This window comes from Streptomyces sp. NPDC002868 (assembly GCF_055563295.1).
On the sequence record NZ_JBVHDR010000013.1, the window covers coordinates 104,905 to 131,456 of the forward strand.

The 26,552-nt window shown below is 66.9% G+C and carries 25 protein-coding genes; 13 read left to right on the forward strand and 12 right to left on the reverse strand.

The window, feature by feature from the left end; all coding sequences use genetic code 11:
* Positions 1–69: 69 nt before the first annotated feature.
* Positions 70–1,779: an aa3-type cytochrome oxidase subunit I gene (gene ctaD, locus ACZ3H8_RS32050; RefSeq protein ID WP_467407772.1), complete on the forward strand. Its 1,710-nt coding sequence runs from the start codon at positions 70–72 to the stop codon at positions 1,777–1,779.
* Complete coding sequence (ctaF, locus tag ACZ3H8_RS32055; RefSeq protein WP_467407773.1) at positions 1,776–2,168, forward strand: aa3-type cytochrome oxidase subunit IV; 393 nt, start codon at positions 1,776–1,778, stop codon at positions 2,166–2,168. The genes ctaD and ctaF overlap by 4 nt, the downstream gene beginning before the upstream one ends.
* 35 nt (positions 2,169–2,203) lie before the next feature.
* Here the strand turns inward: ctaF and ACZ3H8_RS32060 are convergent, their stop codons facing one another.
* Positions 2,204–2,650 (reverse strand): rho GDP-dissociation inhibitor, encoded by a 447-nt coding sequence (locus ACZ3H8_RS32060; RefSeq protein WP_467407775.1) that lies wholly within the window; start codon positions 2,648–2,650, stop codon positions 2,204–2,206.
* A gap of 179 nt (positions 2,651–2,829) precedes the next feature.
* Here ACZ3H8_RS32060 and ACZ3H8_RS32065 point away from each other — a divergent pair, with 179 nt between their 5' ends.
* The 5 genes from ACZ3H8_RS32065 to ACZ3H8_RS32085 all read left to right on the forward strand — a co-directional run bounded on the left by ACZ3H8_RS32065 (position 2,830) and on the right by ACZ3H8_RS32085 (position 7,722).
* Positions 2,830–3,000 carry a hydrophobic protein gene (locus ACZ3H8_RS32065; protein WP_467407881.1) on the forward strand — a complete coding sequence of 57 codons (171 nt, stop codon included), beginning with the start codon at positions 2,830–2,832 and terminating at the stop codon, positions 2,998–3,000.
* A 62-nt stretch (positions 3,001–3,062) separates the two neighbouring features.
* The gene (locus ACZ3H8_RS32070) at positions 3,063–3,623 is read left to right on the forward strand and encodes a hypothetical protein (RefSeq protein ID WP_467407776.1); all 561 of its coding nucleotides are present in this window, start codon (positions 3,063–3,065) and stop codon (positions 3,621–3,623) included.
* A 19-nt stretch (positions 3,624–3,642) separates the two neighbouring features.
* Entirely contained in the window at positions 3,643–4,179 is a 537-nt protein-coding gene (locus ACZ3H8_RS32075) for a hypothetical protein (protein ID WP_467407777.1), read from the forward strand.
* A 431-nt stretch (positions 4,180–4,610) separates the two neighbouring features.
* Positions 4,611–4,946, forward strand: coding sequence for a hypothetical protein (locus ACZ3H8_RS32080; RefSeq protein ID WP_467407778.1), 336 nt, complete (start codon positions 4,611–4,613; stop codon positions 4,944–4,946).
* Between the two features lie 574 nt (positions 4,947–5,520).
* Positions 5,521–7,722: an endonuclease gene (locus ACZ3H8_RS32085; protein ID WP_467407780.1), complete on the forward strand. Its 2,202-nt coding sequence runs from the start codon at positions 5,521–5,523 to the stop codon at positions 7,720–7,722.
* Positions 7,723–7,746: 24 nt separating this feature from the next.
* Here ACZ3H8_RS32085 and ACZ3H8_RS32090 read toward each other — a convergent pair whose 3' ends face one another.
* A complete protein-coding gene (locus tag ACZ3H8_RS32090) occupies positions 7,747–8,598 on the reverse strand; it encodes a caspase family protein (protein ID WP_467407781.1) in 852 nt (283 codons plus the stop codon).
* A gap of 216 nt (positions 8,599–8,814) precedes the next feature.
* On the opposite strand from ACZ3H8_RS32090, the gene ACZ3H8_RS32095 reads away from it, so the two are divergent.
* The 4 genes from ACZ3H8_RS32095 to ACZ3H8_RS32110 are packed head-to-tail and all read left to right on the forward strand — an operon-like array spanning position 8,815 to position 15,192.
* Complete coding sequence (locus tag ACZ3H8_RS32095) at positions 8,815–9,942, forward strand: hypothetical protein (protein WP_467407783.1); 1,128 nt, start codon at positions 8,815–8,817, stop codon at positions 9,940–9,942.
* Positions 9,923–12,952 carry an AAA family ATPase gene (locus tag ACZ3H8_RS32100; RefSeq protein ID WP_467407784.1) on the forward strand — a complete coding sequence of 1,010 codons (3,030 nt, stop codon included), beginning with the start codon at positions 9,923–9,925 and terminating at the stop codon, positions 12,950–12,952. Before ACZ3H8_RS32095 ends, ACZ3H8_RS32100 begins: the two co-directional genes overlap by 20 nt.
* Positions 12,949–14,073, forward strand: a complete 1,125-nt coding sequence (locus ACZ3H8_RS32105; protein ID WP_467407786.1) for a trypsin-like peptidase domain-containing protein — start codon at positions 12,949–12,951, stop codon at positions 14,071–14,073. Before ACZ3H8_RS32100 ends, ACZ3H8_RS32105 begins: the two co-directional genes overlap by 4 nt.
* A gap of 54 nt (positions 14,074–14,127) precedes the next feature.
* On the forward strand, positions 14,128–15,192 hold the full coding sequence (locus ACZ3H8_RS32110; protein ID WP_467407787.1) for a trypsin-like serine peptidase: 1,065 nt from the start codon (positions 14,128–14,130) through the stop codon (positions 15,190–15,192).
* A 35-nt stretch (positions 15,193–15,227) separates the two neighbouring features.
* On the opposite strand, the gene ACZ3H8_RS32115 is transcribed toward ACZ3H8_RS32110, so the two are convergent.
* From ACZ3H8_RS32115 to ACZ3H8_RS32125, 3 genes are read right to left on the reverse strand one after another with little or no spacing between them, the layout of a single operon-like run.
* Positions 15,228–16,001 carry a hypothetical protein gene (locus ACZ3H8_RS32115; RefSeq protein WP_467407788.1) on the reverse strand — a complete coding sequence of 258 codons (774 nt, stop codon included), beginning with the start codon at positions 15,999–16,001 and terminating at the stop codon, positions 15,228–15,230.
* Entirely contained in the window at positions 15,985–17,535 is a 1,551-nt protein-coding gene (locus tag ACZ3H8_RS32120) for a vWA domain-containing protein (RefSeq protein ID WP_467407790.1), read from the reverse strand. The genes ACZ3H8_RS32115 and ACZ3H8_RS32120 overlap by 17 nt, the downstream gene beginning before the upstream one ends.
* Positions 17,536–17,573: 38 nt before the next feature.
* Positions 17,574–18,815: a hypothetical protein gene (locus ACZ3H8_RS32125; protein WP_467407791.1), complete on the reverse strand. Its 1,242-nt coding sequence runs from the start codon at positions 18,813–18,815 to the stop codon at positions 17,574–17,576.
* Positions 18,816–19,051: 236 nt separating this feature from the next.
* On the opposite strand from ACZ3H8_RS32125, the gene ACZ3H8_RS32130 reads away from it, so the two are divergent.
* Complete coding sequence (locus ACZ3H8_RS32130) at positions 19,052–19,486, forward strand: ATP-binding protein (RefSeq protein WP_467407793.1); 435 nt, start codon at positions 19,052–19,054, stop codon at positions 19,484–19,486.
* Here the strand turns inward: ACZ3H8_RS32130 and ACZ3H8_RS32135 are convergent.
* From ACZ3H8_RS32135 to ACZ3H8_RS32165, 7 genes are all read right to left on the reverse strand, one after another.
* Complete coding sequence (locus ACZ3H8_RS32135; RefSeq protein ID WP_467407794.1) at positions 19,483–20,538, reverse strand: hypothetical protein; 1,056 nt, start codon at positions 20,536–20,538, stop codon at positions 19,483–19,485. The two genes, ACZ3H8_RS32130 and ACZ3H8_RS32135, sit on opposite strands and share 4 nt — an antisense overlap.
* A 78-nt stretch (positions 20,539–20,616) precedes the next feature.
* Positions 20,617–21,648 (reverse strand): Gfo/Idh/MocA family protein, encoded by a 1,032-nt coding sequence (locus ACZ3H8_RS32140; protein ID WP_467407795.1) that lies wholly within the window; start codon positions 21,646–21,648, stop codon positions 20,617–20,619.
* Positions 21,645–22,664, reverse strand: coding sequence for a Gfo/Idh/MocA family protein (locus ACZ3H8_RS32145; RefSeq protein WP_467407797.1), 1,020 nt, complete (start codon positions 22,662–22,664; stop codon positions 21,645–21,647). Before ACZ3H8_RS32145 ends, ACZ3H8_RS32140 begins: the two co-directional genes overlap by 4 nt.
* Positions 22,661–23,404 carry an HAD family hydrolase gene (locus tag ACZ3H8_RS32150; RefSeq protein ID WP_467407798.1) on the reverse strand — a complete coding sequence of 248 codons (744 nt, stop codon included), beginning with the start codon at positions 23,402–23,404 and terminating at the stop codon, positions 22,661–22,663. Before ACZ3H8_RS32150 ends, ACZ3H8_RS32145 begins: the two co-directional genes overlap by 4 nt.
* The gene (locus ACZ3H8_RS32155) at positions 23,401–23,865 is read right to left on the reverse strand and encodes a PTS sugar transporter subunit IIA (protein WP_467407799.1); all 465 of its coding nucleotides are present in this window, start codon (positions 23,863–23,865) and stop codon (positions 23,401–23,403) included. Before ACZ3H8_RS32155 ends, ACZ3H8_RS32150 begins: the two co-directional genes overlap by 4 nt.
* On the reverse strand, positions 23,862–24,092 hold the full coding sequence (locus tag ACZ3H8_RS32160; protein ID WP_467407801.1) for a PTS sugar transporter subunit IIB: 231 nt from the start codon (positions 24,090–24,092) through the stop codon (positions 23,862–23,864). The genes ACZ3H8_RS32155 and ACZ3H8_RS32160 overlap by 4 nt, the downstream gene beginning before the upstream one ends.
* Before the next feature lie 211 nt (positions 24,093–24,303).
* On the reverse strand, positions 24,304–25,035 hold the full coding sequence (locus tag ACZ3H8_RS32165; RefSeq protein WP_467407802.1) for a GntR family transcriptional regulator: 732 nt from the start codon (positions 25,033–25,035) through the stop codon (positions 24,304–24,306).
* 281 nt (positions 25,036–25,316) lie between these two features.
* Here ACZ3H8_RS32165 and ACZ3H8_RS32170 point away from each other — a divergent pair, with 281 nt between their 5' ends.
* Entirely contained in the window at positions 25,317–26,549 is a 1,233-nt protein-coding gene (locus ACZ3H8_RS32170; protein WP_467407804.1) for a PTS transporter subunit EIIC, read from the forward strand.
* Positions 26,550–26,552 lie beyond the last annotated feature (3 nt).

The following is a 26,552-nucleotide window of genomic DNA, read 5'->3' on the forward strand; positions in this document are numbered from 1 at the left end:
CGCCCGTCGCGAACCCCTGGGACGGGCCGCCTGTCCCCCTCCCACCGCCGGCGAACGGAGGACCCACGGATGGTCCACGGCCCCCTTGTGACGCCAACGGCTGTGGCCGTAAAGGAAAGGACCGTGGTCGGGAATCGGATCAGAGGCTGGTTGACGACCACTGACCACAAGGTCATCGGCAATCTCTACATGGTCACAGCGTTCGGGTTCTTCCTGCTGGCCGGTTTGATGGCCATGGTGATCCGGGCCGAACTGGCCCGCCCCGGGCTGCAGATCGTCAGCAGTGAGCAGTACAACCAGATGTTCACCATCCACGGCACGATCATGATGCTGCTCTTCGCGACTCCGATGTTCGCCGGATTCGCCAACGCAGTGATGCCCTTGCAGATCGGGGCACCCGACGTCGCCTTTCCGCGGCTCAATGCCCTGTCCTACTGGCTGTACCTCTTCGGTGCGCTGATCGTCGTCTCCGGTTTCCTCACCCCGGGCGGGGCAGCGGATTTCGGATGGTTCGCCTATGCCCCGCTGAACGGGCCGGTGCACTCCCCCGGCGAGGGAGGTGACCTGTGGGCGATGGGTCTGGTGCTGGCCGGAGTGAGCACCACCCTCGGATCGGTCAATTTCATCGCCACCATCGTGTGCCTGCGCGCTCCGGGAATGACTATGTTCCGCATGCCGATTTTCACATGGAATGTATTGTTCACCTCTATTCTCGTGCTGGTGTCTTTTCCGGTGCTGACGGCGGCATTGCTGGCGCTCGAGGCGGATCGCCAGTTCGGGGCCCATGTCTTCGACCCGACCAACGGCGGCGCGCTTCTGTGGCAGCATCTGTTCTGGTTCTTCGGCCATCCCGAGGTCTACATCGTCGCATTGCCCTTCTTCGGTGTAGTGACCGAAATCATTCCGGTCTTCAGCCGTAAGCCGATCTTCGGATACGTTGGAATGGTCGGGGCCACCATCGCCATCACGATGCTCTCCGCGGTGGTCTGGGCACATCACATGTTTACGACGGGTGCTGTACTACTGCCCTTCTTCGCAATGATGTCGTTCATCATCGCGGTGCCGACCGGGGTCAAATTCTTCAACTGGATCGGCACGATGTGGCACGGGAGTATCTCGTTCGAGACACCGATGCTTTGGGCGTTGGGCTTCCTGGTCACGTTCCTGCTCGGCGGCCTCAGCGGGGTGATGATCGCTTCCCCACCACTGGACTTCCACGTCACGGACAGCTACTTCATCGTGGCCCATCTGCATTACGTACTCTTCGGCACTGTCGTCTTCGCCATGTTCGGCGGCTTTTACTTCTGGTGGCCGAAATGGACGGGACGCCTGCTCAGCGAGCGACTGGGCAGGATCCACTTCTGGACCCTATTCATTGGATTTCAGACCACTTTTCTGGTCCACCACTGGCTCGGAGAAATGGGGATGCCCCGCCGTTACGCGGACTACCTCGCCACGGACGGCTTCACACTCCTGAACACAATTTCCACCATTGGCTCGTTCCTGCTGGGCCTTTCCACTCTGCCATTTCTCTACAACGTGTGGCGCACAACTCTGTACGGGCCCAAAATCGCGGTCGACGATCCATGGGGCTTCGGCCGGTCCCTGGAATGGGCGACACCTTGCCCAGCACCCCGGCATAATTTCCATGCGCTGCCCCGCGTACGTTCCGACTCACCGGCCTTCGACATGAACCATCCGGAGGCGATGGAGAGGCCCCCCGCCGAACTTGGACAAGTCGGGCCGACGCCGGATCCGGACGGGGAGGGAAGCGCATGAAGACCGAGGCCTACCTGTTCGCCGGGGTCGCACTGTTCTTCCTCGCGACCGACGTGGTGTATGCCGTGTGGTCCAAGGAGCCTGCCGGCATCGCGGCGCTCACCGTGGCGTTCGCCATGGCGTCCCTGGTCGCGTTCTTCTTCGGCACGACATACCGCAGGAAGGGCCTCCGCCCGGAGGACCGCAAGGAGGCCGAGATCCTCGACAGAGCGGGCCCTCTCGGGTTCTTCCCGCCGCAAAGCGCTTATCCCGTGCTGGCCGCCGCAGGCAGCGCGGCACTGGCCGTCGGCGTCGTGTACGGCCTATGGCTGGTGTTGATCGGGCTCGGTGTCCTGGCGGCGGGAGTGTTCGGACTTGTCTTCCAGTTCGCCGGGGGCAGCGAGGACTGAGCGGCTTACGTCACCACGCCGCCACGGATCCGTCCTCATTCCCATTCCTTCGTGATCTCGAAGCAATGGGCTTCATGACCCAGCTCGTTTCCGTCGGCGTCGGTGAACGTCCCGGTCACTTGGTAGGTGTCGCGGGCCAAGCGACCGGTCGGCAGCCGCTCCGGCGGAAGCACCAGCTCGTACGGGCCGCCCGGCCGGTAACTGCCGAGCATCACCTCGGTCGTCCCGATCACCGCTCCCTGCCGTTTCCGCACAACTGTGAACTTGAGGCCTTCGACGGCCTGCCGGAGGCGGAAGCCCAGTGTGATGCGGATTTCCGCGCCTTCTTTGAGCGCGAATGGAGAGTCCAGCAGCGTGGTTTCTGCCTTCCCGGGTGGGGGCAGCGGGACGTCGAGCCCTTCGCGCCCCTCAGCTTGCAGAGTGACGCTCAGCAACTCGAGCTGACTGAAACCGCGGATCGGCTCTTCGAGGGGCGCTCTCATCGGACAACCAAGCCTTCGCAGCCAGGGTGTCAGCATGCTGACACCACACCCCCGCCCATTTGATTCTCGACTGCCCGCAATGAAGTGGGACAAACTGCGATGCCTAATTCTCCGCATCCTGGGAACCCGCGAGCCTGAAAGCGGAACGTGCGCAACGTCAAGACACGGAGATGATCGACATGGTCCCGATCCTGTTGGTGCTCCTTCTGATCCTGATTCTTTTCGGGTTCGGATTCGCCATAGAAGTCCTTTGGTACATCGCACTGGCGGTTCTCGTCCTCTGGTTGCTGGGCTTCTTCATGCGCGGCACGGCCGCCGGGGGCGGAAGGTCCCGCTGGTACCGGTGGTAGCTGGGCCGCAACCCGGCAAGGTCAGGTTCTGACCAGCTCTGACCACGCCCTTGGAGGAACAGATGTCTGCCAGCACTCTTGTCGCCATAATCGTCCCTGTCGCAGTGGTGTTGATCATCATCGCCGTGACGCTGTGGACTCTGTCGCGCCGACGGCACCTGCGGGAGCGCTTCGGCCCGGAGTACGACCGCACTGTCGAGGAGCAGGACAGCCGACCGGCTGCAGAGCGCGAGCTGCGTGCCCGCGAACAACGCCACGACAAGCTGGAAATCAAGGAACTGCCGGCCGAGGTCCAACGCCAGTACGCGGACGACTGGAGCAGCGTTCAGGAACGCTTCGTGGACCGCCCCAGCGAGGCGGTCGCCGAGGCGGACCGGCTCGTGGCCCGGCTCATGACCGAGCGCGGATATCCGACCGACGGATACCAGCAGCAGCTGGCAGATCTCTCGGTGGAGCACGGCCGCACTCTGGAGCACTACCGCACCGCCCACGAGATCAACGTGCGCAGCGGTGACGGGCAGGCCACCACCGAAGAGCTGAGAGGGGCGATGGTGCACTACCGCGCACTGTTCGAGGAACTGCTCAGCGACCGGGGCAATGCCCCGCGGAACGACCGCTTCTGACCCGGATGAGGTGAGAGACATGCAACGAGACGGCATACGGGATCCGGGCGATACGAGTCGCCCGCCCGGCCAGGAAGGCCTCACGACCGAGAGCATCGCCAATCCCCAGGATCCCCGGGCGGAGTCCCAGGACCGGCGAGCCCCCGTCTACCCAGGAGAGTCCACCGGTGCCACGGGACAGCAGCAGGAGCCGGTGAACGGTCCGGATGCCGTCGACGAGGACCGTGCCGGCGAACCTGAGGAGGCACCGCAGGAATCCAGGGTCGTGCAGGAGGCCGATGAAGAGGACCGGGCACTGCTCGGCCCCGAGGAGACGGATGAGTACCGCAGCAAGTGGCGGGACATCCAGAGCACCTTCGTCGATGATCCACGGGACGCGGTGCGCTCGGCCGATGCGCTGGTCGCTGACGTGATGCAGACGTTGGCCAGGTCGTTCTCCGCCCACAAGCAGGGCCTGGAGGTCCAGTGGGACCGCGGCGAGGAGGTTGCGACGGAGGAGCTGCGGGTCGCACTCCAGCACTACCGCTCGTTCTTCAACCGTCTGCTCAGTACATAGGCCCGCGCCGAGCGTGATGTCCCAGGCCACGGGACCGAGCGGGGTGCAGCCGAAGAACTGGCCGATGCCGGGCGTCTGGCCCGCCGTGGTCCATGACCAAGACGCCGCGCAGCGACAGGGACCGGCTCAGGCGCGTGGCGAAGCCTTCCCTTCCGGCCGCCGGGCCTTTCGGCACGGCGGCCGGCGCGACAGCAGGGCCCCGGCGGGGCCCGGCGAAAGGTGCGGCCAGGGCACCGGCCACCGCGCCGACGGCCATGGCCCGCTCGACCACGATCGGCTCGGCCGAAGCGTCATCCTCGGCCAGAGGGTGGCGCCGTGTTCTTGTGAAGAGATGCTATTGGGGACGTTCGGGTGGTGTTCGGCATCACCTGCAACTGAACGCGTCCGAGCGGGGCTCTTGTTGGTCAGTGACGACGACCCAGGAGGCCTTGATGAACGCCTGGCAGTTTTCTGAACCTCCGCTGACGACGCCGCAGTCGGCGATCGATTCGTACCGCTTCCCCGGTGTGCGGGACTTCGACCAGCCCGAGATCGCGGGAGCTGTCGATGAGCTCGGCGACTACTTCCTGCCCGCGCCGGATCCACGGCAGCGACTGCCGTTCACGCTGGCGGCCGAGGACAGCCACCGCCTGGACTTGCACGCTGTGCTGACCACAGCGGGTATCGCACCGCTTCCCGGTGACATGGACGCCATCAACGTCCTCTCCACACTGGACGACACAACGGTCTCAGCCGTCCTGCGATGGGTGGGCAGTGCGCCCCGCTAGCTGAGGTCGTCCGGCCTCGGTCGCTGAGGTCGTCCGGCTCAGGCGGCCCGGCGGCCGGAGTTGTCGGCGGGCAGGACGACGGGGATGAGCGGGTTCCCGGCCGAGCCGACGAAGCCCGACATGAGCTCGTTGTGGAACACGGTCTCCCGCCTGGCTGTCGGCGGTGCCCGGGCCGCCGGTGCTCTCGACCGGTACCGGCACGGCTGGCCCGCCGCCCAGGAGTCGGGCGTGTTCGTCCATGGCGGCGGCAGCGATGAAATTCGGATTGGGCGACCGCGGGTCCTTGAGAAGGCCGGACGATCACGCGCGCCCAGCGGTCGGCGGCCTGCTCGAAGGCCCGCTCCTGAGCACCCGTCAGCCCCCCGAGCCCCCCGAGCACGGCTTGCGGGCGGAGCCGTGCGGCGGGTCAGTGCGAGCCAAATTCAATTCGCAATTGTGCAGTAGTCGAGTATTGAAGGGAAAACCACTGATCCATTCAGGTGAGCGGCTCCGGGCATTCCATGCCCATACTGGAAGAGGGGCGAAGAGACAGCGAAATCCTGGCGCGGACGAGGCCACGAGGAGGCGTGCCGACATGACGGTGGAGCAGTTGTCCCAGGCCGACGCGGATTACCTTTCGCAAGTGGAGGGAGCGCGCGACCGCTACGCGATACGCGCCGCGGAGCGGGCTCGCAACCAGCGGGTGCTCGACCGGAGCGGCATCCTGTACGCCGATGCTCCGGAACGGGTGAGCAAGAGACTGGCACGCCTGGGCGCAGACTGGGCGATGGCCACGGCCATCGAACAGACACCGGCGGTAGCCACCACGGGCAGCAGTCTGGATCTGGATCCGGACACCGTCGGTGCCGACGTACTGGGGCTGGAACGGCTCATGGGGCGCAATGACCTCATCGGAGTCGGTTTCCTCGAAGCCGGCTTTCTGGCGGCCCGCTCGATCGGGCGGGTGACCGTCCGAGGAGGAGCCGGGATCCACCACGGCACCGGATTCCTCGTGTCCCCCTCGCTCCTGATGACCAACAACCATGTGCTGCGCACCGCGGACGAAGCGGGCCGCGGCGTTGTCGAATTCAATTTCCAGGCAGGCCTGGACGGACAGATGCTCGTTCCGGTGGTGTTCAAGCTGGAGCCGCAGACGCTCTTCGTCACCGACCGCGCCCTCGACTTCAGCGTGGTCGCCGTGGCCCAGAGCTCCCAGGACGGCCGACCGCTCTCGCCCTTCGGCCGGCTGCCCCTGAGGGAAACCGAGGGCAAGGTCATCCTCGGCGAGATCGTCAACATCATCCAGCACCCCAACGGCGAGCCCAAGCAGCTCGCGCTGCGTGAGAACAAGGTCGTGGACCTGCTGGAGAAGTTTGTGCACTACGAGACCGACACGGCGCCCGGCTCATCGGGGTCTCCGGTCTTCAACGACCAGTGGGAGGTCGTGGCGCTGCATCACGCGGGTGTTCCGCGCACCGACGAGAACGGCAAGCCTCTTGCCCTCGACGGGTCCCTCTGGCACCCGGGCATGGGTGAGCACCGGCTGGACTGGAAGGCCAATGAGGGGGTGCGGATCAGCCGCGTCCTGGGCGCACTTCGGCAGTTCCCCCTGTCCGGTGCCGCCGCCGCTCTCCGCGAGGAGCTTTTCGCAGCGGGAGCGGCCCTGCACCCGGTGGAGGCGTCACCGCCGCCGTCGACCGGAGCGAACCACGTCGGACTTCAGAGTCTCGCGCAGGACGGGGCCGCGCAGCAGGCGCCGACCGCAGGGGCCGTACGCTGGACCGTACCGCTGCACATCAGCGTCACCCTCGACCCGGCCACCCTCCAGGCCCAGGCGCAAGCTCCGGCCACGGCTGAGTCGCCGACGTCCCTTCCCACCACTGCCCTCCCCGGTCCCGCAGTTTCCGGGGTCGGACACATCGACGGCCAGTCGCCCGCCGAGAACGACCTGGCCGCCGCACTGGTCAACCTCGCGGCCGCCAGAGCCCGTCCGTACTACGACGCGGAGGCGGACCGGACCGCGCGCGACTCCTACTACGCGGACATCCGCTCCGACAGCCCCGCCGGTCTGCGCCACGCGCTCAGCGAACTGCTGGATTCCACCCATGAGCGCCGGCCCGCGTACAAGCCCATGCGCCTGGTCTACCCGTGGGTCGACCTGCACCCGGACGAGCAGTTGCGCAGCATCTACTCGGGCAAGGATTTCACTCCCGAGGAGCTCATACAGGCCGACGCCGCGGTGGAGGCCGCCCGGATCGGGCGCTGGCAGGAGTTCCTGCTCCACGAGAGCGCGCCAGGACCTGAGGCGCTCGAGGCCGAGTTCGAGGCCCTGGAGGCGGCGCTGCCGTTCAACTGCGAGCATGTTGTGCCCCAGTCCTGGTTCGCCAAGAAGGAGCCCATGCGTGGGGATCTGCATCATCTCTTCGCCTGCGAGTCGGCGTGCAACAGCTTCCGCGGGAACATCCCGTACTTCGACTTCCTGGACAGCGAGGAAGCCGTCCGGCACGCCTGCGGGCGCCGCGAGCCGCTGAAGTTCGAGCCGTCGGCCGGCAAGGGGCCGGTCGCCAGGGCGACGCTGTACTTCCTGCTGCGCTACCCCGGGTTCGTCGGCGACGAGGCACGGGAGCTCCAGCGGGAGCGCCTGGGCGTGCTGTTGTCCTGGCACGCGGACCAGGTGGTGAGCGAGTACGAGCGACACCGCAATGCGGCGATAGCCGAGATACAGGGCAATCGCAACCCGCTCATCGACCACCCGGAGTGGGCCGAGGAAATCGACTTCGCGGGTGCCTGGTCCTGACAACACCGCAGGCCGGCGTACTTCTCACACTGTGAAGGGCCGCTGCTGAAGGAACTCGTCCCCGGGGTTTCCGGTCACATAGAAGTTCGGACTCTGCGTCGCCGGCATGTTCCGCAGGATGTCGCGGTGGAACGCGCGGTACCCGCCGCGGAATGCCCCGTCGTCCCAGACCTCCAGCAGAGTGCCGGTGAACTTGCCGTTGACCGGGCCGTCGGAGGAGAGCTGGTTGTCCTGGCAGCCGGAGATGAGCAGCGCGCTGACTTCCGCCTCACTGCCGTTGCCGGCGCCGACTCCGCGCTGGATGTCCTGGAAGAACTCCTTGTCCCGCTGGTAGATCTCGTACTGCTTGGCGACCGGCATGAGCCGTGAGGTGCTCTCGATCTGGTTCGGGTCGCGCGTCTGGAACTGCTCCTGCATGGCTTCCTGGGTGAGAACCTCGCGTACCTCGATGCCGCTCCCGCTGTGGCAGGAGTCGAGGAACGCCAGGATCCGGACGCCCTCGGCGAAGCGTCCGAACTCTCTGTACAGCTCGTCGTCGAGGAACTCGCGGTCGTAGAGCACGAGGGTTTCGTCGAAGTCGTCCAGCTCGTCGTCGGAGCCGACGGTGTTCGGCACCTGACCGCCGTGGCCCGAGTAGGTGAACAGCAGGATGTCTCCGCTCTTCAGCTTCTTGCCCGCCTTGCGCAGCTCGGCGGTGACGTTCTCGACGGTGCCGTCGGGGGTGAGCAGGGTTGTGTCGTCGAAGCCGGCTTCGCGGGCCAGACGGGCCATGTCATTGGCGTCGTTCTCGCATGCGACGAGCTCGCCGTCCCAGCCGCCGTACTTCGCTGGGTCGACCTTGTTGAGTCCGACATGAAGGGAGAGGCCAGTGGCCATGGGGGGCTCCTTGCGCCTGGGCTACGTGCATCACTTGGATGCGTTCCGTGACTCTTCGTCTTCTGAACCCGGCGGTGGCCCCAACCGCCTGAACGGGCCTGTCAGGCCGTGCCGGCGGATGTTCAACCGCCTTGCGTGAGGGCATACCGGGTGTAAACATGACAAGTAGGAGTTGGTCAGTCTTTTGCTCTTCAGGGGCGGCTGGGCAGGTGCGGCATGCCGTTGGCCGAAACGGAATGGGACCTCGTCACCATGTGGGTACGGGAGTACCTCCTCGACACCACCGACCCGCACACTCAGCTCACCCAGCACGGATTCCCGGTGGAATTCGTCTCCGCCCTGCGGCTGACCGCGGTCAGCGCGGAGAACGCCCGCGCACTGGTGGAAGCTTCACGCAAAGACATCCAGCGGCAGCTCAAACTCGTCGAGGTCGTCGCCGCGACAGACAGACTGTCCGTGCTTCCAGCAGTCTCCAAAGCCCTTGAATTCCAGGACCGGCTGCGCGAGGACTGCCGCGCCCATGCCTCTCAGGACAATTTCCGTACCTGCGTCCTCAAGAACGGGACCGAGGTCTTCATCGACCGTCAGAACCTGCGCGAAACGCTGCGCCACTTCGTCGAGGACCCCGAGAAGACCGTGCTTCTGGTCGACGGCGATCCGGACAGCGGCAGGTCCTACACGTACAACCTCATTCGCCACATCGGACAGCACCATGGATTCCGTCCGGCGAGAGTCACCCTGTCGCACACCTCCACTGCGGACAAAGTAATCCGCCGGCTCGCGGAGTTCGTCGCCGACCCCCGTGCGGGAATCTCCCCCCTGGATCCCACCGAACTGAACGACCTGCTGCCGTCGATCGACGACGCCGTGCACTGGGTGGTCGGCAGGGCGACAGCCGTCGAAGACCGATTCTGGCTGGTCCTCGACGAGTGCGACAGACTCGACCCCAGCTCCGACGTGTGGGACTTCATCGGTCAACTGGCTCTCGCCATCTACGAGCACACCGCCGTCAGAGGCGACCAGGCACCCCGGCTGGTGCTTCTCGGCTACGGACCGACCATGCGCCAACTGCCGTACGACCTACGGGGAAGCGTCTGCCGGGACACGGCCCGGGTCGCCGAGCCCGCCGATCTGCGCAGCCTCTTCGACCAGTACTTCCACGAATCCCCTCCCGGATTCCTCGGTACCGGGCAGCCCGACGAATCCACGATCGCCGAACTCGTCGACGTGGCCGTTCAAGAAGTGCTCCGAGCCGCCGAAGCGGAGAACAGCAACGGCGAGAGCTACATGCGGAAGGTCTGCACGGCAGCAGAGGGGGCCATCCGTGTCTACCAAACCCTCTGAGACGCGGAAGATCTTCACCGACCGGCTGCGCCAGGAGCTCCGCGCCGACGGGGACCGCTCCCACGCCGTGTCGGACGCCCGCGGAGCCTACCGGGAAGCGGCCTGTCTGCTCACCCGCTTCGATCCCATGCTGCTCCGGCTGCCCGGCGAGAGCCGCGCCACCGGCGGCGCGGTCCTCGAACTGCTCGACGACTGCACGGCCATGGGCGTGAAGGACCGAGCTGTGTGGAACCTCAAGGCCGATGTCCGGGACGAAGCGCTGCGAGGCCTCGCAGGACCGGAGGCCGCCCGGCTCGCACTGGAGGGCAACCTCGACCAGTTCCAGGACGAACCCGGGCCGGAGCGCATCTGTCTGGCGTATCTGTCCGGCAGCCGGCCACGGCCGGCGGACCAGAGTCCCGGCGAACTGACCGACACCCTCCAGGCGGTGCTGTGGCTCTCGCGCGTGCCGGGCATGAGCGGGCTGCCGGACGTGGACGAACTCCAGCACACTCTGGAGCGGGCCAGACTTCTGCAGCCCCTCGAGCGTCTCGTACGGGAACCGTTCCAGGGGCGCGCCCGCGAACTCGCTGAACTGCGCGACTACGCCGGCACGCCCGCCGAGTCCGCGGCCGGCCCCCGCAATGAGGCCGCGACTGACTCCGGGACAGGCTCCCGCTCTGTACCCGTGCCCCCGCTGGTCATCCATGGGCCCGGCGGCATGGGGAAGAGCACTCTTCTCGCCAAGTTCCTCCTCGACAGCGCCCCCGACCACAACCCCGGCTTCCCCTTCGCGTACATCGACTTCGAGCGGCCCACGCTGTCGATCCACGAGCCTGTCACCCTCATCGCCGAGATCGCGCGGCAGCTCGGCATCCAGTACCCCCCTCACCGTGCGGAGCTGGCCGCCTTGGCGGACGAGTGCCAGCAGGCGGCCCACAGCCAGCGGGAGGGCCAGGACCGGGTGACACAGCTGCACCAGCTCGCCACCACCCGGTCAGTCCTGGGACGCAGCTCCTCGCAGGAGTTCCAGCTGCTGGCCACCGAGCGCGAGACCGACATCGTCCGGCGGGTCGCCGACGTCCTGGTCCGGGCGGTGGCGGCCGCAGACCAGGAGGAGGCGCCGTTCGTCCTGGTCGTCGACTCGTTCGAGGAGGCCCAGTACCGCGGTTCACCCGTTCTGGGCAGGATGTGGGCGATCTGCCAGGCGTTCCAGAACGTCTACCCGGGGATGCGTTTCGTTGTCTCCGGGCGCGCCTACGTCGACCATCCGGCGCGGGCCGTGATGCCGCGGCACATCGAACTCGACGAGCTCGATCCGCAGGCCGCCGTCGCTGTCCTGGCATCCTGCGGTGTCAAGGACCCCGACGTGGCACGGGTGTTGGCCGACCGGGTCGGCGGCCACCCCCTCAGCCTGAAACTGGCCGCCCGCGCCGCCACCCTCGCCGGCAGCGGAGCCGACTCGATGGGTGAACTGATCCGCAGTCTGCCCGCCCGGCGCCGCCAGTTCTTCCGCCGCGTCGACCAGATGCTCGTCCAGGGCATTCTGTACGACCGTATCCTCAACCACATCGCGAACCGCGACGTACGCCGTCTCGCCCATCCGGGCCTGGTGCTCAGGATCATCACCCCCGGGATCATCAAGAACGTCCTCGCCGAGCCCTGCGGGCTGCGAGTGGAAACCCTCGATGACGCACGCCTCCTCTTCGACGAGCTCTCCCGACTCGACCTGGTCGAACCGGCCGGACCCGAGGCCGTGCGGCACCGCGCGGACGTCCGCGCCATCATGCTGCGCCTGCCGGGCGGTGACCGCACCGATGTGATGCGCGCCGTCGAGCGGCGCGCCGTCGACTACTACGCCGCGCGGGACGGCATTGAGGCACGCGCCGAGGAGATCTACCACCGGCTGCGGCTCAACGAGAACCCGCGGTCGGTGGAGGAGCGGTGGCTGCCCGGCATCGAGCGGTTCCTGACCGGGGCGCAGCAGGACATGAGCCCAAGGGCCGCGGGCCTGCTCACCGCAAAGCTCGGAGGCGGAGCCCCCGACAACGTGATGGCGGGCGCCGACCAGGAGGACTGGGAACGGATCGCTGCCCGGGAAGTCGAGGATCTGCTGGCGCAGGGCTTCGCCGAAGCAGCGTTCGTCCGGCTGGGGGAACGCCGGCCCTGGACGCCTTGCAGCCCACTGCACTCCCTGCTGGCCGAGACGCTGAACAGGCTCGGACGGCGGGACGAGGCCCGGAAGGCGGCCTCGGACGCCATCGCCTCAGCACAGAGCGCGGGATGCGCCGAGCAGCAACTGGAGCTGCTGCTGCTCTCCGCCCGCCTCGCGGAGGACGCGGGCGACCTGGCGAACGCCGACCGCGAACTGCGCGTGGCCGAGGACATCGCGGTCGGCCTCGGGCAGGACCTCGAAGCGATGGGCGCACTGCTGGCCCGGGCCCGCCTCACCGCGGGCGCCGAATCCCCGGATCCCGAGGCCGACACCCAACTCGCCCAACGGCTGCGGCTGTTGCCCGACGGCGTCATCGCCGACCAGCCCGCGCTCGTACGCGCCGTCGCGTCGCAGGTCTACGCACAGGATCCCGGGGCGCTCGACCACACACTGAAGGTCGTAGGACTGCCCACGGACGACGAGGCACTGGAGACCCTCGGAACGGCGATAGGCCGTGCGGCGTCCCGCCAACCAGGGCTGCTCGGGACCCTGATGGACATCCTGGGCGACGCCGCCGGCCCGTCCCAGCCGCAGGAGGGAGACGGTCCCGGATCCCGCCCGGGAACGAGCCAGGGAGCCGGCCCCAGCAACACCACCGAGATCCTGCGCCTGGCCCGCGACCGCGGCACCCTCAACGCACTCGCCCGGCGACTGCTGGCCGTGCGCGACAGGAGCGGCGAGATCGTCGCCGGCGTGGCCGCCGCCATGGGCGCGGGGGCCAATGGCCGTACGAAGAGACGGGCATCCGCCGCCCGCCCGGCCGAGGGAAACGGCTCAAGCGGAGAGAACGGCCCCGCGCGGCCTGGTCGGCCATGAACGCGTACCTCTCGCCGGACGAGATTCTCCGGGTCCGGGACACCGCTCTGGAGACCGGGCTCGCCGACCCCTCGGTACGGCCGCTGCTGTTCGACGGCATCATGCCCAAGTACCGCGGCACGCTGCCGCTGCTTCCGGCGCCGGGACAGCAGGTGCACTCGGACCTCAACGCGATGAACCGGGTCGAGCGGCTCGTGGACGGCTCCGTGCCGCTGGAGATCTGGCTGCGCAATGCCGTCGCCCAGAGCACCGAAGCCGCAGCGCTCGCCGTCTTGCAGCGCGCCCTGGACGACGTGGCCCGGAGCGCCGGAGGCGAGCCGGACATCATGGCGGGGATGCCCGCCCCGGAGATCAAGGAAGAGATCGTCCACCGCGACGACACCGTCCCGTTCGACTTCCTTCGGGGCGGCGAGCTGGCCGGAACGGCGGTCGCCCGTATCAAAGTTCTCCCCTACCAGGGGGGCGCCCCGCTCCAGCCGAACGGATTCCCGCACTCCGGCACGGGATGGCTCATCGCCCCGAACCTCCTCATCACGAACCACCATGTGGTCAACGCCCGCACCGGCACAGGTGCGGGGCGGCCTCGGGCCGAGGCCGACGACCTGCGCCTCCAGGCACTGCATGCGCGCGCCCGGTTCGACTACGACACCGACGACGTCGAGACCGAGGAGGCCACGGTCAGCGAACTCGTCGCCGCGGACCCGGAACTCGACTATGCGGTCCTCCGCCTGACCGCCGGGCCCGCCCGGCCCGTACTGAAGCTGGCGAAGGAATCGCTGGCTGTCGCCAAGGGGGACTTCGTGGCCGTCAACATCATCCAGCACCCCGGCGGACAGCCGAAGCGCGTGGCCCTGCGCAACAACCTCGTCTACGAAGCGGACGAGAGCGATGTCCGCTACTTCACGGACACCCGCGGCGGTTCATCCGGATCCCCCGTCTTCACGGACGACTGGAAGGTGGTCGCGCTGCACCGCGGGACGCGGCGCGTGGAGGACGTGATGTTCCAGGGCAGGACCACGGCCTTCGTCAACGTCGGCACCCAGATGGGCATCGTGATGCGGCACTTGAAGGCGAACAGCCCCGACATCCATGCCGAGATCGAGACGGCACAACGCGACTGAATCGGCTCAAGCAACTCAAGCAACTCAAGCAACCGAAGAGACGAGGAGGGCGATATGGGCAGCCGGAGCAGGTCACCCGTTGCTACCGATCCCGAGCAGGTCTTCACCGATCTGCGGGAGGTCGCACAGCGGGTACGGGACCAACTGTTTCGGGAGGTCCCCGAATCGACGGAGGAACTCTCTGCGGAAGAGCTGCCCGCCGGGCAGATATCCCAGTTCGCCCAGCAGGAGCGGGACCGTGTTCTGGCCGCGGGCGCGAACGGTCTGGAGAAGCTCGCCGAGGGACGTGCGGACGAGATCAGCGACGACGAGTCCTTCGGCATGGAGGCCATCGTCCTGCTCGAGGGCAGACCCGCCATCCTCGTCCAGCACCAGGACTTCCCCTCACAGGAGGGCGACTGGGCGGTCCTCGACGGCCACCGGGCCGCGATCCGCGAGTCGATCGCGCACGTCGGCCGGGTCGAGGTCTCCGGGCACGCCAGCCTGGACTGGGTCGGCACCGCCTTCCTCGTCGGTCCCGACGCCATCATGACGAACCGTCATGTCGCCCTGGAGTTCGCCCGCGCCGACGGCATCGGCTGGACCTTCCAGCAGAGCATGAGCGCCCGGATCGACATGGCCGAGGAGTACGGCGCGCTCCCGGCGGGCGGCGGACCGGCGTACGAGATCTCCGAGGTGCTCGGCATCCATCAGGACGTCGACATGGCCCTGCTACGGGTCTCGCCGGCCGCGGGCGCCACCGCGCTGCCTGCCCCTCTCGCGGTGGCCGCGGACGCCCCCGGCGACCTGCCAGGGCGCCCGGTGTACTGCGTCGGCTATCCGGCGTACGACGGGCGTCGCAACGAACCGGAGTCGATGCGCAGGATCTTCATGGACATCTACAACGTCAAACGCCTGCAGCCCGGGACCACCACGGAGCTCGTGCCGGAGCGGAACGTCATGAAGCACGACTGCTCCACCCTGGGCGGCAACAGCGGTTCCCCCGTCTTCGACCTCACCGACCACCGCGTCCTCGGCCTGCACTTCGGCGGCCGCTACGGCTTCGGCAACTACGCCGTGCCTCTGTGGCAGTTGGTGGACGATCCCCTGCTGCGCCGCGCCGAGGTCAACTTCGTCTGATCGCCCTCCGGGACGCGGAACGGCGCTCGCTCCGGCTACCGGAAGATCGCCATGGCCTGCACTTCCAGGACCGCGTCGTCGGCGTTCCAGTCCTGGACCTTGCCCAGACACCGTGCCGAGAACGTGCCTTCCGGGACCTCGTTGCGCAGTCCCTCCGTCGCACAGGTGACACGGACGCGAGGACCTCGTGCGGGATCGTCCGGGTCCCCGTAAGGCGCCAGGAAGACCGTGGACTCCGCCGATTCGCTGATCTTCCGGAACCGGCCTCTGATCAGCACGAAGTCCTCGATGTCGCGGAGGCGGACGGTGTGCTGCGAGCCCCCGGAACCATGGAGTGCTGCCAGCCCTCTGGTCAGTGCCTCGTTGCGTCTGACGGTCTGATTGGCGAGGTCGACGTGGACGATGACGTCCTTCTTCTCGAGAACGTCCATGATGATGCCGATCACCGATATGGGCTCGGCCACTTCGAGATACTTGCTGACGATCTCGCTGTTGTCGCGCCGGCCACCGCCCGCACTCATCCCGAAGACCGTGGCGCGGATGTTCCCGTCCCTGCTGTCACTGGTCCTCTGCTCGACCTCTTTGCGCAGGGCCGCCGCATAACCGCGCATCTGGTAGTGGTCCATGACGGATCTGTCATGAAGGTAGAAGCAAATGCTGTAGGTGAGGTTCTGGCCGCCGGTACGTCTGCCACGAGTGAGCCAGTAGAGCGTCACGGCGAGCAGCGCCACGGCGCCGGTCGCGGTCATCAGCCACAGAAGCATCCAGTGCCACCAGACGCCCCACCACGCCTCACTGAACACATCCACGTATCTCCTTGAAAGCACTGAGGAGGGACTGGGCTGTGGCGTCGACCATCCGTCCGCCGGTCGCCCGTGCCGCTCGATCGAGTTCCTTGGTGTCGGCCTCGCCGTAGCGAATGGTGTAGGTGCGCACCGCGCGGGCCGCCGGCGGGCGTGCCTGGTAACGGCTGATGAAGGCGTCGAGGTTCATCCCGGTGTTGTTCTCGCCGTCCGTCATGAGGACGATGGAGACGGGCCGGCCGGGGTCGTCCCCTACGATCTCGGCCACCTTCGTGTAGGCGCGGTCGAGAGTGGACCAGATGGCTGTGCTCGTGTCGAAGTCGTCGGACGCCACGAATCCGCGGAGGCGGTCGAGGTCCCGCTGCCCGTCGTAGGCCAGGCTCCGGTCGTCGAGTACGCGGCCGCCGAATCGCATCACGGTGAGCGACTCGCCCCGGTAGAACCTGACGAACTTTCCGGAGCGCGAATCGTCGGCGCCGCTGAGGCCGTCGAAGGTGGCGCGCACTTTCGCGATGCGCTCGCCCCGCATGGACCCGGAGAAGTCGAGAAGAAAGATCACCTGGGCCGGCTTGTCCCGTCGCGGATCGCCGTAGTTGGTGAGGAGCCGGTCGACGACCTTCTGCTGGTCCGGGAAGTACAAGGCGTTGCCGACGGGCTCGCGGAGCACGGGGGCCCGGGGCACTGCGGGATCGATCGGCCGGCGCAGCGTACGTTCCATGATCTTCTTCTGGACCGGTCTGCTCTTCAGCCAGTCCACCATCCTGTCGTACGCGGCGCGCTTGGCGGGGTCGAGCAGCAGCAGGGGGTAGTCGGACAGCACCATGCCGTCCTTCGGATAGACGATCTCCAGCGGCTTGCGCAGCTTCCCGCCGCTGTTGAGAGAGAGCAGTTCGGACTCGTAGGTGATGAGAGCGTCCAGGTCGTCCTGACGGCGTACGAATCCGTCCGCCAAGCGGTCGGAGGAGTCCTCGGTCAGTGCGTGACCGGCGAAGAAGCCGCGCAGCCGGTCGCAGGAGACGTCCTCGGGACGCAGTGCTCCGCCCGTACCCGCGGCGGCGGTCGCCACTCCGACGAGCGCGGCGAGGCCGCTGTTGGTGTGCCGCGGGTCGGCCATGGCGAACTTCAGGGACCCGTCCGCCGCGGCGTCTGCCACATCGGCCCAGGAGATCTGCCCGCCGGGCGTCGCGCGGCGGAGCCGGTCCGCCGTGGCGGGCCTCATACCGATGACGACCGGAGAGCGCATGATGCTGGTCGCCAGGGGCTTCTCGGTGTTGCGCCCGGCGGCCTTCACCTTGAGCTGGAAATAGCGGTCGGAGGAGAGCCAGGCGAGATCGTGGCGGTAGTGACCCGGAACGAGTGCGTTGCTGGCGTCAATGGTGCCCCGGTAGTCCATCTCCAGCCTTATCCCGGTGTCGCGGCGGAGGTCGTCGAGCAGGGGCCGCATGTCGGCGAGCTCCGAACTGGCCAGCACGCGCAGCGTGACCGGGCCGGGGTCACCCGAGGAACAGCCCGAGGCAGCGCCGAGCCACAGCCATGCCATGCACACGGCGATGAAGCCGGTCAGGCGGCCGCGCGCCCTCATTCGGGCAGCCCGGCCGAGGATCCGGCCGCCGGGCAGTCGCCCACGATGGAGATCATCCTTTCCAGAAACCGCAGTCTCGGCATCCACGACCTGGTGTTGTCGCCCTCCATCGAGGGGACCGGGATGTGGCGCTGGCGCAGGAATTGGGAAAGCTGGTCGCCCGCGACCTCCCCCGACGGGTCGAGAATCCGGAAGCCCAACTCCATTGCCCTTTGCCGCAATTCAGGGTCGTGGGTGATGAGTTCACCGAGCCGGTCGCCCTCCTTGTTAAGCGCGATGAACTCGGGCTGGGTCACGAACTGACTGTCCGGATAGAGAAGGACCCGCTCGGAGTCCAGCTGCTTCGACTCGGCCTGGTATTGCACCTGGTAGGTCAGATACTGGTGCTCGTATGCCACCACGACAGGGGCAATTCCCTTTCCCTCCGGGGAGAGATATGTACGGAACACGTCCGAGGCCGGCAGGCCCTGCTCCAGGAGGTGTTTGATCGCTACGGCACGGCGGTCCGCTTCCTCGTCGGTGTCCGGCACCTCGTCGCCCTTGCCGCGCCAGGTGAAGGCGACCAACGCCAGGTAGGTTCCCGCCGAGTTGGCCACACAGACGTCCGGGCTCTGAGCGAGGATCCTGTTCGCGTTGGTGATCCCGCGGATCCCGATGTCGTTCCACCGCTTTTTGTTGTCGATGCTCTCCAGGAACTCCTGCATGTCCAGGACGTAATAGAGCGGTTGGTCCTTCCCGGAGGTGCGTTGCGCGGTGGCGATTCCGGCAGCCCGCAAGGTCTCGGCGTACTCGCGATATGTGGCGAGCACGATGGGGCTGACGAACGGCCGGTGCACCTTGACGTATTGGTTCTTCGCCGCACGCTGGCTGGTGATCAGATCCCCGGCCGGCTGCCCGGAGGGAAAGACGAAGTCGTACGAGGAGATGTCCCGGATGGCCACCTCGCGTGACCCTGTGCTGGTGATGTGGATCCGTATGTGATGCTTCAACAGGAGACGCTGAACCTCTTCGTCCTCGAAGAAGTCCCGCTTGGACGCCATCTTGCCCTCGAGCGTGACGACCCGCTCGAAGGGCAGCAGGACGTTTCCCGAAACCGCCAGCACGGCCACACCCGTCAGAACGGCGGCGAGTACGGGCAGGAAGACGACCAGAAGACTGCGGCGTGACAATAAGGACGACGACTGGCGCCGGACGGCCAGGCGCGGCTCCTCGATGGCAGGTCGCTCCCCGATGGCCACGGACGTCTCCCCCCGCTTCCCCACTGCTTCCCGGCTCAGCTCAGGGACCAGCATTTCGCAGTCGGACGACTCCCGGGCAGGCTTCGGCGAATCCCCTGCCATTCAGCTGTTGACAACGCCCCACACCGAGCTCAGTCTGGTAATAACTGGTTATTACCAGAAGGTTCGGTAGTGCCAGTGCCGCCAAGGAGAAAAGGCCCGGCGACGCGCACAGCTACTGGGAAATAGAGGTCGTCATGGCAATCAACGCACCGGCTGTCGATACCGATGACCGCGAGTTCATGTGCCCCGATATCCACGCCGCCCGGGACGTCGGGCGTGCACGCCGACGTGTCGACGCTCTCCTTGCCCGTTGGAACATGTCACCGGACGTAGTCGAAGATGCTCTCCTGGTCATCTCCGAACTGGTCACCAATGCTGTCACCCATGCACTGCCACCCGCCGTGCTGAGAGTGACCTGCCGACGCGGCATCCTTCGAATCGAAGTCACCGACGGCGGGCCGATGCATAAGCAGCGAACCGAAGGGCTGCACGATGAGCACGGCCGCGGCATTTGCATCGTCACCGCCGTCGCAACTCAACATGGCACCGTGGCCCACGCCGGCGGGGTCACCCACTGGGCGGAACTGCACCCTCTGTGGGCAACGCGTCCTCCCGCGGACAGGACCTAGCCGGGCAGAGGCAGGTCGGGTACGGCATCGTCGGCCCACGGGCCGAGGTCGGTGGGCAGCCGGGAGATGACCGCGGTGAGGCGTTCGACCGCACGGACCGCATCGAGATCGTGGTCGGCCGGCTCGTCCTCCCTATCGCCGTCCTCTGTGTCGTCCGGCTGGTCCCTCAGCACGACGAGTACGTCCCTGCCCTGAATCGACCACTCCATCACCCCTGCGGCCAGCATCGCCGCGGTGGTCTCCTCCGTGACCAGCGCCTCGGCGAAGTCCGGCCGCAGGGTGTCGACCTCGACCGTGTGCCGATTGCGTCGGGTGCCCGTGCCGCGCAGCGCGATCCGAATGGACGGGAAGACGATGTCCAAGTGCACGGCGCAGACGGTCACATGGAGCTGCTGCCACGCCCGGAATGGTGCGAAGGGCACGGGCTCGAAGGCATCGGCGATCGTGAAGGTGACGCGTTGATGGGTGCCGGACATCACGGCGAAGTGGCCACGGAGTTTCGCCTGGGGCGGGTTGTTCAAGAGCTCGGCCGCGTTGGTGGACAGGCGTTGCATGGGGCCGGACGTCCACCGCCCGGCGAGATCCGGCAGACGGTCTCTGAACGCCCAGCCGCGAGCCTGCGCGAACTGCCGGCGCTGCGCGACGGTGACGGCCTTGGCGGGGCGCCGCAGGAGCTCCGGCACGATGTAGTAGACCGCGGTCAGAGCGGCGTACTCGGCAACCGCGACCAGCACATGCACCCACTGGGCCGTCCAGCCGACGAAGAAGAGACCGGCCATCCCCAAGAAGTAGGGCGAGTAACTCTGCAGAGGCGTACCGCCGGACCGGTGCCGGGAGGTCCACACGGCGAAATCGCGTCCCGGGACCTCCGCGCGGTTGACGGACGAGGCCGTCAGCAGATTGATCAGACCGAGCACCAGGACGATCGGAACCGCGGCAAGGCAGGCGGTAGCCCAGTCGCCGTCGCTCCCGTCGATGATCCAGAACCAGACAGCCAACACGGCGGACAGCAGTGCGATGGGCAGACACCCCAGGCCCGAGTAAGCAATCATCGCCCTCCCCCTTCAGATCGGATGCTGATCCTCGCGCCTGCGAGTTCACATCAGCATCCGTGAATATGCGTAAGCGGACTACGTACACAACTCGTTCGATCGCAGGGCGACAGGTTGGCCGGTCGCGAGCGAGTGGTAGGCGGCCAGAACGATCTGGAGCGTGCGCAGGCCGGACTGTCCGTCAGGTTGAGCCTGTCGGCCGGTGCGGGCGGCCTCGAGGAAGGCTTCGAGCATCGCTTGGTTGAGGTCTGCTCCTCCGGGCTCCCAGCGGGGGCGGGCCTGTGCGGAATCGAATCCGTCGAGGAGCTGGGGGAAAGCGTCGAACTCGACGATGGCACGGTCGCCGACGCACGTCATGGTCAGGCCGCCCCATGTGGGGTGCTCGGGCGGATGGCTCCAGCTGCAGTCCACGGTGGCGACGACTCCGCTGGGGTATTCGAGGGTGACGACCCCCGCACTTTCGACGCCCGCGGTGTCGCCGTCCGACTGAAGCAGCCTGTTGGCCTGCGCGTACACCCGGGCCGGCTGCTCACCTTCGAGGAGCACATCCAGGAGGTCGGCGATGTGCACGGTGTGGTCCGCCACCGCTCCGCCGCCGGAGAGGCCGGGGCGAGCGAACCAGGCACGCTCCAGGGAAGGGTCGGAGGAGTTGTTGACCCCGCTCACGCTGAGCAGGTTGCCGACGGAGCCGTCGGCCAGTGACTGGCGAAGCGCGGCAAAGGCGGGGCTGAACCGTACGGGGTAGGCCGTCATGAGGCTGACGCCGGCGCGCGTGCAGGCGTCGATCATGGCCCGGGCGTCTTCTTCGGTTGTGGCCAGCGGCTTCTCGCACAGGATGTGAGCACCGGCGGCTGCAGCGCGTTCGACCAGGTACCGGTGCTTGGCATTCTCACTGGTGATCACGACGGCGTCGGGGCGGAGCGCGAAGACGTCGTCGTAACTGTCCGCGTAGGCCACCCCGAGTTCACTGGCGAGGGTCCTGCCGCGGGTGGGATCGTCCGGCGGGCTGTCGGGGTCGCTGGTGATCAGCAAGATGCCCTGCCGGTCTCGCAGCAGTTGAATGTAGGCGGTGGCATGCACGTGGGCGAAGGACAGTACGGCGACCTTCATGACGTGACTCCTTCGGTGAGCAGGAGGGCCGGAGCGTCGATGTGGACGGCCTTGCCCGTCACCGCGGACAGGCGGGCGGCTTCGGCCATGCGGACAGCCGCGACGCCGTCCAGGGCGTTCACTCGCGGAGGCGGGCCGCCCTGGAATGCCGCAGCGAACTCGCGGATCTCAACGGCGAAGGGATCCTCGCCGAAGTCACCGGTGGGGATACCTGCTGTTTCTCCGCCGCCCCCGCCGGTTACGCGCAACCCGAGATGCGCCTGGGAGTCGTGGAAGATCGTTCCGTTCGACCCCGCGACGTGGAACGTGTAGCGGAACGGTGTGGCCACAGGCCCCCAAACGCCGGAGACCTGTGAGATCACGCCGGAGGCGTGAGTGAGGGTGGCGCTGCCTGTGGCTACGGCTCCTTCCGGGGCCGGCGCGGTGAGATGGCCTCGCTGCGTGGCATGGATTCGGACCACGTCGCCGAAGAGCCAGCGCGCGATGTCCATGTCGTGAAGCATTTGGTCCGTCAGGATTCCGCCGGACTGGGACGTGTCGGCGAACCATGGGCTCCAGGTCGGATACCGGCCGGTGCGGGTGAACCGGGCAACGGCTACCTGTCCCAACTGTCCTGCGCTGATTGCCTCACGGAGCCGCACATAGGCGGGGAAGAACCGTACGACGTGACCGGGGTACAGCCGAACACCGGCTCGTGCGGCCGCCTCGGCGATGTCCTGGGCGTCGCCGGCGCACAGGGCCAGGGGCTTTTCGCACAGGATGTGAGCCCCTGCCTCGGCAGCCTCCAGCGCGATGCTCCTGTGAGTGTTGGTAGGCGTACAGATGTCGACCACTGCGGCGCCGGCGATGGCGTCTTGCAGCGAAGGAGCCAGGGTCGCGCCGAATTCACCGGCCAGAGAGGCCGCTTGATCGTCCATGGCGAAGATCCGGACGCGGGCGCCCAGGCCGGTCCAGGCGGGCAGGTGGGTGCGTGCGATGTAACCGGCACCGATTACTGCAACGTCGAGCTGTGTCATGGTGCTTCGACCTCCTGGTCGTGGCCGGTGTGCAGCTGGTGCTGTTGCTGGCCGAGGGCGGACAGGACTCGGTCGGGAAGGAGGTCCGGCAAAGCCCAGCGAGCTCCGACCCGCATGAGGTCTGCTCCGGCGGTCGTGGTCGTCACACCGACGACGTCCCGCACACCTGCGGCAATGAGTGCGCGGACGCCAGAGGGAGAGTCCTCGAATGCCACGCACTTTTCGGGAGGGACGCGCAGGCTGCTGCACGCCTTGAGATATCCCTCGGGCGACGGCTTTCCGTCCGCGACCGCCTCCGCGGAGATCACGACATCCACCAGGTGCCGCACCCCCAGGACGTCCGTCAGGATCCGCTCCGCCCACACAGCGCCCGCGCTGGTCACCACAGCAATCGGGATGCCGAAGCCGTGCAGTCGGCGAAGCAGGTCCCGGGCGCCCGGCACGACGGGCACGGTGCTCACGAGCTGGACCGCGTGCTCGGTCATGATCCCAACAGCGCTGGCCACATCCGAGCCGGACCACGGGCCGGCAACCTCAACGATCACGTCGCTGGGCCTGCGCCCCATGAACAGTTCCTCGTACTCCGTGTCTGCGACGTCAACGCCCCAGGAGTCGAAGAAGAGCTGCCAGCACTGGCGGTGCACGGCTTCGCTCTGTACGAGGGTTCCGTCCATGTCCAGCAGGACGGCGTCGGCCATGGCGAGGACGTCATTGTCGGCCTTCGCGTCGATGCCGGTCATGAGGTGGGCCAGGTGAACAGGATCGAGCCGGCTGTTGCGACCCCCGATTCTGCCCATGGCTTCGCCGAGCCTGGCTCAGAGCCCAGGACGACCACGGGGCACATCACGGACAGGCCCCTCTCGCGAACAGCGTCAGGGTGAAAGGTGATCACCTGCTGACCTGCTTCGACGCTGTCGCCTTCGCAGACGTGTGCATGAAAGCCCTCACCGTCCAGGCGCACCGTGTCGATGCCCAGGTGCACAAGGACCGCGGTCCCGTCCTCGGCCTGCACCACGAACGCGTGGGGATGCAGCTTCACGATCTTTCCGCTGATGGGAGCCTGCGCAACGCACGGCCCGCCCGTGCCCACCGGGTCCACGGCCAGGCCGGACCCGACGAGCTCGGAGGCGAAGACTTCGTCCGGTACCCGGAGGAGCGGAGTGATCTCTCCGCCCAGGGGCGAGTAGACAGTGAGTGTCACAGGAGTTCCTTGATGTCCTCGGCGAGCGTGTCAGCCTCAGGCCCCACTACGACCTGGACCACATTTCCCGACACGAGGACACCGTGCGCGCCACACCCCTTCAGCGCTGCGACATCCACGGCGTCGCCGTCCCTGACCTCAGTGCGAAGCCGTGTAATGCATGCCTCTACGTCGAGCAGATTCTCGGCCCCGCCGAGTCCATCGACGATCTGCTGTGCTTTCGACAAGGGAGTTCTCCTCGCTTGCTGGTAATAACCAGTTATAACCAGAAGGTACCTCCCGCGGGAGGGGCCGCGCAATACGCGAGGACCCAGGCCGCAAGGCAGTCATGTCGCGTACATGACAATCAATGTTCCAAGCAAGGATGCGGAGCGGCCCGCCCACGGAACGCCAACACCTGCTGATCAGCCCGGTCGCACACCGACCGCAGCGGACTTTCTAGCGGTCGGCGAGCGTCATGTGGAGCTGGTACCGGTCGGCACGGAACCAGGAGTAGGTGTGCTCGATCGGCTGCTTGCCGCTGTAGGAGGTGCGGTCGAAGGTCATGACCGAACCACCCTTGCTCATGCCCAGCAGTGTGGAGATCTCCGCGGGCGCGCGGCCGGCCCCCACGATCTGTTCGGCGCGGTCCACCGGGTAGCCGTACTGGACGGCGAGCGTCTCGTAGATCGAAGACGTGAAGTCGACGCTGTCCAGGTCAGGCAGAAGTTCGGCGTCGTACCAGGCGTCATCGACCGAGATCGGCGTGCCATTGGCCAGCCGGAGTCGTCGCACATGCCAGGCATCCTTGTTCGGACCAAGCTCCAGGGCTGTGACCGTGGCGGGCGCGGGTGCGTCCCGTCCGACGGAAAGGATCACGGTGCTCGGCTCGAGCCCCAGCCTGCGCATGTCCTCATGGAAGGACGCCAGACGCAGCTCAGAGCGGTAGGCCCGCTCCGCCACGAACGTACCCCGGCCGTGCACGCGCACCGCGAGGCCTTCGGCCACCAACTGGCTGAGGGCTTCGCGCACCGTTACGCGGCTCACTCCGTGATCGATGCAGAGCTGGCGCTCACTGGGAAGGGCATCCCCGGGCGACAGCTGATTCGTGCACATGTCGACCAAGATGGCGCGCAACTGCGCATGCTTGGGCAACATGGCATTCGAGGCGATCTGCTGCGGCTTGGCCATGCCATTCCCACCCTTGATCCTCCGATGGCGCTCGGCCATCACTTCTGCAACTGGTAGTAACCAGTATGCACCGCCCCCTGCCCTACCGCCCTGCAAGTGCGTCCGCTCCGTGACTTTGCCGTGACGGTTGACACAACTCCTGATGCCGGGCCATGCTGCAACTCAACTGGTCATGACCAGATAGTACCGGTACTGTCCAGTGGTCTTCGGGGATCTCCCGCTCCGGCCGCTTTCGGCCGCTCATCCCGCTCTCTCAGTCCCTCCTGCACATCGAGGTCGTCATGAGTACGAGTTCCACCGCTCCCGCCCGCCGTACTGGCCTGGCGGGACTGCAAAGACTGGGCCGCAGTCTGATGCTGCCCATCGCCACGCTCCCGGCCGCCGGGCTTCTCCTCCGGCTAGGTCAGGACGACGTGCTGGGCCGCTTCTCCGGCATGGAGGAAGCAGCGAAAGTGATATCCGCCGCGGGCGGCGCTCTCTTCACACATCTGCCCCTGATCTTCGCTGTGGGCATCGCCATCGGCTTCGCCAAGAAGGCGGACGGCTCGACAGCTGTGGCCGCGCTCGTGGGCTACCTGGTTCTCGACGGCGTGTTCACCGCCATTTCACCCTTCGTACTGGAAGGGCAGAAAGACGCGGCAGGAGCGCAGGCCCTGGTCAACTACGGGGTGCTCGGCGGCATCGTGATGGGGCTGCTCTCGGCGTTCCTGTGGCAGCGCTTCTACCGGACCGCATTGCCGCCATACCTCGGCTTCTTCAGTGGCCGCAGGCTGGTGCCGATTCTCACCGCTGTGGCCGCGCTCGTTGTCGGCGTCCTGATGAGCCTGATCTACCCGGTGTTCAACAGCGGCCTCACTTCGGTCGGAAATGGCGTCACGGAGAACAGCGTCATCGGCGGTGGCATCTACGGTGCCGCCAACAGGCTGCTGATCCCTCTCGGCCTGCACCACATTCTGAACTCGCTGGTGTGGTTCATCCTCGGCGACTACGGCAACGCCCACGGCGACCTCAACCGCTTCTTCGCAGGCGACCCCGACGCCGGCATCTTCATGACCGGGTTCTTCCCCATCATGATGTTCGCCCTTCCGGCCGCAGCCCTGGCCATCTGGCGCGAAGCCCGGCCGGAGAAGCGCAAGATCGTGGGCGGCATCATGCTGTCCGGCGCACTCACCAGCTTCCTGACCGGTATCACCGAGCCGCTGGAATTCTCCTTCCTCTTCGTCGCCTGGCCGCTCTTCCTCATCCACGCGGTCCTGACCGGCACTTCACTGGCCCTGGTCAACGCCCTGGGCATCCATGACGGCTTCACCTTCTCCGCAGGCCTCATCGACTACGTCCTCAACTGGGGCAAGGCCACCAACCCCGTGCTGCTCATTCCCATCGGCCTCGCCTACGCCGTCATCTACTACCTGCTGTTCCGGTTCGTCATCCGCCGATGGAACCTGCGCACCCCCGGCCGGGAGGACGAACCTGCTGAGCCACAGGAAGAGCGCCAGATCCGGGCCGCGGCCTAGCCC